This window comes from Haliea sp., from assembly GCF_040222615.1.
Lineage (GTDB): Bacteria > Pseudomonadota > Gammaproteobacteria > Pseudomonadales > Halieaceae > Haliea.
The window spans coordinates 38,119-44,634 of sequence record NZ_JAVKCQ010000164.1 but is presented as its reverse complement, the minus strand read 5'-3'; the positions used below and the strand labels follow the sequence as shown (position 1 = coordinate 44,634).

General features: G+C 59.2%; 6 protein-coding genes. 5 read left to right on the top strand and 1 reads right to left on the bottom strand.

The window, feature by feature from the left end; genetic code table 11:
* Nucleotides 1–359 precede the first annotated feature (359 nt).
* The gene (locus RJQ10_RS13540) at nucleotides 360–506 is read right to left on the bottom strand and encodes a hypothetical protein (protein ID WP_350147463.1); all 147 of its coding nucleotides are present in this window, start codon (nucleotides 504–506) and stop codon (nucleotides 360–362) included.
* Nucleotides 507–610: 104 nt separating this feature from the next.
* Between RJQ10_RS13540 and RJQ10_RS13535 the strand changes: the two genes are divergently transcribed.
* From RJQ10_RS13535 to RJQ10_RS13515, 5 genes are all read left to right on the top strand, one after another.
* Nucleotides 611–898 carry a hypothetical protein gene (locus RJQ10_RS13535; protein WP_350147461.1) on the top strand — a complete coding sequence of 96 codons (288 nt, stop codon included), beginning with the start codon at nucleotides 611–613 and terminating at the stop codon, nucleotides 896–898.
* Nucleotides 895–2,070: an AI-2E family transporter gene (locus RJQ10_RS13530; RefSeq protein WP_350147459.1), complete on the top strand. Its 1,176-nt coding sequence runs from the start codon at nucleotides 895–897 to the stop codon at nucleotides 2,068–2,070. The genes RJQ10_RS13535 and RJQ10_RS13530 overlap by 4 nt, the downstream gene beginning before the upstream one ends.
* A gap of 280 nt (nucleotides 2,071–2,350) precedes the next feature.
* Nucleotides 2,351–2,779: an H-NS histone family protein gene (locus RJQ10_RS13525; protein WP_350147457.1), complete on the top strand. Its 429-nt coding sequence runs from the start codon at nucleotides 2,351–2,353 to the stop codon at nucleotides 2,777–2,779.
* 6 nt (nucleotides 2,780–2,785) lie between these two features.
* Nucleotides 2,786–3,559 (top strand): pseudouridine synthase, encoded by a 774-nt coding sequence (locus tag RJQ10_RS13520; protein ID WP_350147469.1) that lies wholly within the window; start codon nucleotides 2,786–2,788, stop codon nucleotides 3,557–3,559.
* Nucleotides 3,560–3,808: 249 nt separating this feature from the next.
* Nucleotides 3,809–6,490, top strand: a complete 2,682-nt coding sequence (locus tag RJQ10_RS13515) for a sensor domain-containing protein (RefSeq protein ID WP_350147455.1) — start codon at nucleotides 3,809–3,811, stop codon at nucleotides 6,488–6,490.
* Nucleotides 6,491–6,516: the final 26 nt, after the last annotated feature.

Here is a 6,516-nt window from a genome sequence, read left to right as displayed (position 1 = left end):
CTCGACCTTCCAGTTCAACAACGTTACTCTTTACCATGGTGGCGTATCCCTTTGGCTGATTGGTTGTTTGGCGATAACAAATCAACCAGATACGCCGCCTTTTTTCAAACCCTCAAACACCACTTTCGGTTATAACTCGCGACCAGAGAACCTGATCCTGCGCAGTTCGAACAAGCAGAATCGGAGACCACGGAACAGGCGGCACAGCCGGAGTCAAACGTCCACGAGGAACAAGCCGCAGCAACCGCGACAGACGCCCAACTGGAAGCCTGGCTCAAATTGATACAACAGGCGCTCGCTACTGCGCGTCAGCTTTCGACACTGGTGCAGCTCGAGTTCAGACTTGCCGTGGCTGACGGTCAGCGCTTGTTGTGGGTACTCCTGGCCATGGTCCCGCTGGTTATCCTGGCGTGGCTTGGGCTGTCTGTCTTGTTCGCGTGGCTGGTTTTCATCGCCAGCGGCAAAGTGGCGCTGGCCATGATCGGGTTTGTGCTGGTACAGCTCATGGCGCTACTCCTGCTCTGGAGGGCTGCGCGTATTTTCCAGCGCAGCCTGGGACTGCCAGCCACCAGGCGCCAGCTAAGGGCGATGACCGCAACAGGTGACAATAATGGGACGAGGACAACACATTCTTGAGCTGCAAATTGCAGAGGCTGAGCTTGTATCGCAACGACAGCTGCTGCAGCAACGTGCGGCGCGACAGATTGATCACTTGCGTGCGCAGAATCCCCTCTGGCTGATTGGCAGCGGATTCCTCGCAGGTGTTCTGGTACAGCAGCTCGACGTGTTACTGGGAGAGGTCGGCACGAAATCGTCATTGAAGATCATGGCGCAGTTCTGGCCACTGCTAGCGGCCAGAAAAACGGCCGTCATGGCCTCCAGCTGTGGCACGCCGTGAACAGGTCGGTATCACCCGAGCGCGAACCAGCTGCGACAGAGCGCGCAGCCAATGGCTCACCGAAATCATCGCTGGCGTTTCGCTGCCTGCTGACGCTGGCGCTGCTGTACACTCTTTATTTCGCCAGGTCACTGCTAATACCCTTCGTTGTGGCGCTACTTTTCGCACTGCTGCTCAGCCCCTTGGTCAAACTGTGCAAGCGTTTCTACATTCCCCGCACACTCTCGGCGGTACTGCTTCTGAGCCTGATTGGAGGTCCACTGGTTCTACTTGCCAGCCAGCTCGCTGAGCCAACGCAGCGCTGGGCCAAAGCCATTCCGGAGCTGACGGAACAACTCACGCAACGGGTCGATGAACTGACCAACTCCCTTACACCGGAACCCGAACCCGTGCCCGCACCCGAAGCCAGAGGCTTCACATTCTTCGGCCTGTTCGGAGACAGCGGCGATGCTGACGCAGACGAGACCGGCTCCCGCGGAGCTGAGGAAAAAGACGATAATCGGGTGAGCGAAAAAATAAAGCAGAGCGGGCTGGAGCTGATTTTGACCATGCTCGCGAGTACGCCGGTGATGATCGCGCAACTGCTGATGACAGTGATGTTGATTCTTTTCCTGCTGGTGTTCGGCCCCGGCCTGTTCGTCAGCTTCGTGAACGTCTTCCCCCGGATACAGGACAAGCGCCGAAGTATCGCCCTGGTGCGGACCATACAGGTCGCCCTGTCGCGGTATATAGTAACCATCAGCATCATCAACGCCTGCCTCGGCCTCACCACCGCCGCCGCGCTGAGGCTACTCGGCGTCCAGGATGCCTTGCTGTGGGGTGTACTGGTGGGAATGTTGAACTTCGCGCCTTATGTTGGCCCGCTGCTCGGGGTGATCATTCTTTTGCTCGTCGGCATTGTCCAGTATGGCGCCGTAGCCGGGGCTACGGTGCCGGCGCTGGTGTATTTCAGTATCAACCTGCTCGAGGCACAATTCGTCACGCCACTGATTCTTGGCCGCAACATGCGGCTCAACCCCCTGGTGATTATTGTGTGGCTTTTGATTTGGGGTTGGCTGTGGGGCGCAATGGGTGCACTGCTGGCAATGCCGCTGCTGGTTTGTCTCAAAATCGCAGCCGACCAAAGCAAACTGCTCGAAAACTGGGTGCAACTTGTCGAAACTCGCCCCTGACAGACACGCACTTCCATCACCTGTGGCCGTGATGAAACTGGATGAATGCCTTTGGCGAAGGCAGCGTCCGGTCCAGCGAGGCAATGCCAGTCTCCGGCTTCATGGTTTTGGCAGGCAGCTGAAAAAAGAGCATGATTTTTGCGCTACCGGTGACTCTGGCACGGGTGCGATATTGGAGCTGTTTTTAGCAGAACTCGGGGCAAGATACGTTCAGGGTTTTACTTTGCTTATGCTTTTGAGGCAAATATAATAAGCGCGTGTTTTCAGTCAGGGGCAATATATGAAAGAAAAGAATTCAGTATTCAGTGCTTACGCAAAATCCAAGGCCAAAACCAGTGCCGAGGCGCGCCGCCTGTCGATAGCGGAACTTGAAAAACTCATTGCCAACCTGAATGCCAGTCTTGCCACCGAGAAAGCAAAACTGAAAAAGAAGGAATCACAGGATCGCCTGGCGACCATTCAAAAGGTCAACGATCTTCTCGCCGAGAGCGGTTTGAAACCCGAAGACTTGAAGAAAGCCCCGCGCAAGGCCGGCGCCAAAAGGAAGGCTAGCGCAAAGCGCGCCAAGAAAGCCAGAATACCGCCCCGCTACCGGCTGGAAATTGATGGCAGGGAATACCTGTGGTCTGGTCGCGGCCGCACCCCAAGGGTTTTCCGGGAATATTTTGACGCAGGCAACAGCCGCGAAAGCTGCGAAATCGTTGACTGACCCCGCCTGGATATTCCCAGCGTCCCCACTGCGATCGACATCCTCTACCGGGATGACTCGATCGTAGCGATTAACAAGCCCGGCGGCCTGCTTGTACACCGCAGCCCTGTGGATCGACATGAAACCCGCTTTGCCCTGCAGCTGTTGCGCGATCAGCTGGGGCGGCGGGTCTACCCTGTGCATCGTCTGGACAAGCCAACCTCGGGCCTGCTGCTGTTCGCTCTGGACCCCACTACCGCCCAAATCCTTGCAGCCCAGTTTGCCGACCGCAGCGTGGAAAAAGCCTACCTCGCAATCGTTCGCGGATGGTGCCCGGAGCAGGGACGCATAGACCACCCGCTACGAGAACAACCCGATGCGGCGGATACGGCCGCTCACCGGGGAGCACCGAAAGTACAGGCGGCGGTTACCGACTATCAACGTCTGGCTTGTGTCGAGCTGGATGTCGCGGTGGATCGCTACCCGCGAACGCGCTATAGCCTGGTGCTACTGCGCCCGCTAACCGGACGCAGACACCAGCTGCGCCGTCACATGAAGCACATAAGCCACCCGATCATCGGCGATGCCAACCACGGCAAGGGCGTGCACAACCGCTTTTTCCAGCAGGCTCTGGGCTGCGATAGATTGCTGCTGGCAAGCGTTGCGGCCCGATTCACACACCCCCACACCGGGCAGCGACTGCACCTCAGAGCGCCACCTGGCGCTGAGTTCGATTCCCTGGCAGCCCGGTTTGGTTGGACAGCGGAGCTGGAGCCTTTCAGCGCAAGAACGCCCGACTGACCGTTTTGTCCGACGCCCCTTGCGCGCGCATCGACCGGGACGATGGTCCCGGACGCGGGAAGCAGCATGCTCACTTCCCGCGCAGAGATTCCATCATGGTCATTTCCGCCTCGCTGTAATACGCTAGACCCATATGAATATTCTCCGGGGCAGGCGAAAGTGACCCGGCGGCAAGGGGGACAATCAGGTGCGATCGTGCAATATGGGCGGCGATTCCGCTGTCATCGCAGACCAGGCTCCCGACACGGCATGAGCCCGGACCAGGTCCGCAGGGCGACGTCGAGGCTTACCCTGACCTACTTCACAGTAGGAGCTGTATGGATCCTGCTGTCTGATCGTGTGCTGCTGCTCCTCGCTCCCAACGCTACCGCAACGGGTATCTCGGCGTTGCAAACCTGGAAGGGTTGGCTCTTCGTCCTCCTCACCAGCCTGCTGCTGAGCCTGCTTGTCCGCCGCGCACTGGAACGCCAGGCCGCTATCCAGACCGCACTGAATCAGGTCCAGCTGGACCATCTGCAGCGACTGGCAAGACTGGAGGTTGGAATCTATGAGACCGACCCGGAGGGTCAGCTGCAGTACGCCAACCAGGCAGCCGAGCAACTTGCCGGACTGCGCCGCGGCGACGACCGCGGCGACCGGTATTTCCGGCAACTGCCCTCGGCCCAATACCGCGAGGATATACACCACAGGTGGCGTACCGCCCTGGCGGAGAAGACCCGTTTTCTCGCCCAGTACCCCGTGCAAAAGCGCGGCGAACATACCACCCGCTGGCTCGTGGACAGTGCGCTTCCCCGCTACCAACAGGGAATCTACTGTGGCTACGAAGGCACCCTGACCGATATAACCGGGCTGCAGGAGGCCCGGGAGTATGGCAGGTCTCTGGAGCATCGGCTGCAATTGACCCTTGCCGCCAGTCCCACCATTACCTACACGATAGAGGTCGAGGGCGACCGCCATCGCGTGGCCTGGGTGAGCGAGAATGTGCAGCGCATCCTGCAGGTGGAGGCAAATGCGATTGTCGGCAGCAACTGGTGGCAGGAGAATATCCACCCGGATGACCTGCCTGTCGCCCGTGAACTGCTGGCGCAGCTGCGGGACGGAAGCCGGAGCGAGGTATCCAATGTGCTGCGGGTGGCTGATGGCAGTGGCCAGCTGCGCTGGATCCGCAACACGTCACGCTACCTGGCGCTCCCGGCCGGAGAACAGGGTGCAGTCCATATTGTCGGTTGCTGGGTGGATATTACCGAGTCGCGGCAGGAGCAGGAGCGCCGCGATCTCCATGCCGCCGCGATCGCCGGGCTGTCGGAAGGCGTGCTTATCGTCGACCAGGATCACAACATACTGTCCTGCAATGATGCTTTCGCGGAAATATGCGGTCGGCGCGAGCAGGACCTGCACGGGCAGATGATCGATGCGCTGGACGGCGACGGTGTCAATACCGGTTTTCGCAATGTTATGGACATGCTGGACAAACAGGGGCAGTGGCACGGGGAGATTGCTTTTCATCACCCCGCTGGGTACGAGATCCCACTGGCAGTCACCGCCAGCGTGGTTCCCAGCACGGTGTCGGATGGTCACAAGCGGGTGCTGATTTGTCGCGATGTCAGCCAGGAAAAACGCTTCAGGGAGGACCTGGTGCACCTGGCACACTACGATGCTTTGACCAACCTTCCCAACCGACTACTGCTGATCTCGCGTCTGGAGCACGCCATTGAGCGCGCTCGTCGCAATCAGCAACAGCTGGCCGTGTTGTTTCTGGATCTCGACGACTTCAAGACCGTCAATGACAGCTATGGCCACGTCATCGGTGATGAAGTTCTGGTGGAGGTGGCGCAGCGACTGCAGCTTGGTGTGCGCAAGTCAGACACCCTGGCGCGGCTTGGCGGTGACGAGTTCGTTTGCCTGATGGAAGATATGGAATCCACCGAGGCAGTTGCGCAAAAAGCCAATGACCTCATCGCCTCGATCACCAGCCCTTACACTCTCTCCAACGGCCGCGAGTTCTTTCCCGAGTGCTGCATCGGAATCAGCGTGTTTCCCGAAAACGGCGAGACCTGGGAGGAACTCCTGCGCAGTGCAGACACGGCAATGTACCGGGCCAAGAGCCTGGGCAACAGCCGGTTCTGCTTCTTCACCGAGGACCTCGGGATTTCCGCGGTGGAGCGCATGGATACGATCACCCGGCTGCGCCTCGGCATCCAGCGGAACCAGCTGCTGCTGCACTACCAGCCACAATTTTGCATGGAGAGTGGCCGCATTATCGGCGCGGAAGCGCTGGTGCGCTGGGAACAACCGGATATCGGCCTGATACCGCCTGCGCGCTTCATCCCCCTGGCCGAAAGCTCCGGGCTGATCAACGACATAGGGGCGTGGGTCATCGACGCGGTCGGTCGTCAGATAAGAAACTGGCGCGACGATGGACTGGCCACCATCCCTGTCTGCATCAATGTCGCAGCCCGCCAGTTCCAGGACCAGAACCTGGTCACCCTGACGCGGAACATGTTGCACAAATACGAACTGGACACCGCCGATATCGGTCTCGAGATTACCGAGTCAGCCCTCATGGCCCACCCCCAGGAAGTGGTCCAAACCCTTGATGAGTTGCATGCCATGGGCCTGCAAATTGCGCTGGACGACTTCGGAACCGGCTTCTGCAGCTTTGCCTACCTGACCAGCATGCCCATCGACGTACTCAAGATCGACAAACACTTTGTCGACGATATCGGCTGCTCGGACAAAGGCAACCAGATTGTCCACGCCATGCTGGAACTCGCCGCCAACCTGGGCATGAAAACAATTGCCGAAGGGGTGGAGACCCAACCCCAAAGCGACTTTCTGCGCCACAACGGCTGCGACGCGATCCAGGGGTACCTGGTGGCCAGGGCCATGCCGGAAGTGGAGTTCCGGGAGTTACTGCAGCAGCGAAGCTGAACCGGCGACAAAAAAGCCGCCCTCGG

Excerpts from the sequence above, each read along its gene's own strand:
- RJQ10_RS13540 (WP_350147463.1), bottom strand. The coding sequence starts at position 506 with ATGAGCTGTACCAGCACAAACCCGATCATGGCCAGCGCCACTTTGCCG.
- RJQ10_RS13535 (WP_350147461.1), top strand. The coding sequence starts at position 611 with ATGGGACGAGGACAACACATTCTTGAGCTGCAAATTGCAGAGGCTGAG.
- RJQ10_RS13525 (WP_350147457.1), top strand. The coding sequence starts at position 2,351 with ATGAAAGAAAAGAATTCAGTATTCAGTGCTTACGCAAAATCCAAGGCC.
- RJQ10_RS13515 (WP_350147455.1), top strand. The coding sequence starts at position 3,809 with ATGAGCCCGGACCAGGTCCGCAGGGCGACGTCGAGGCTTACCCTGACC.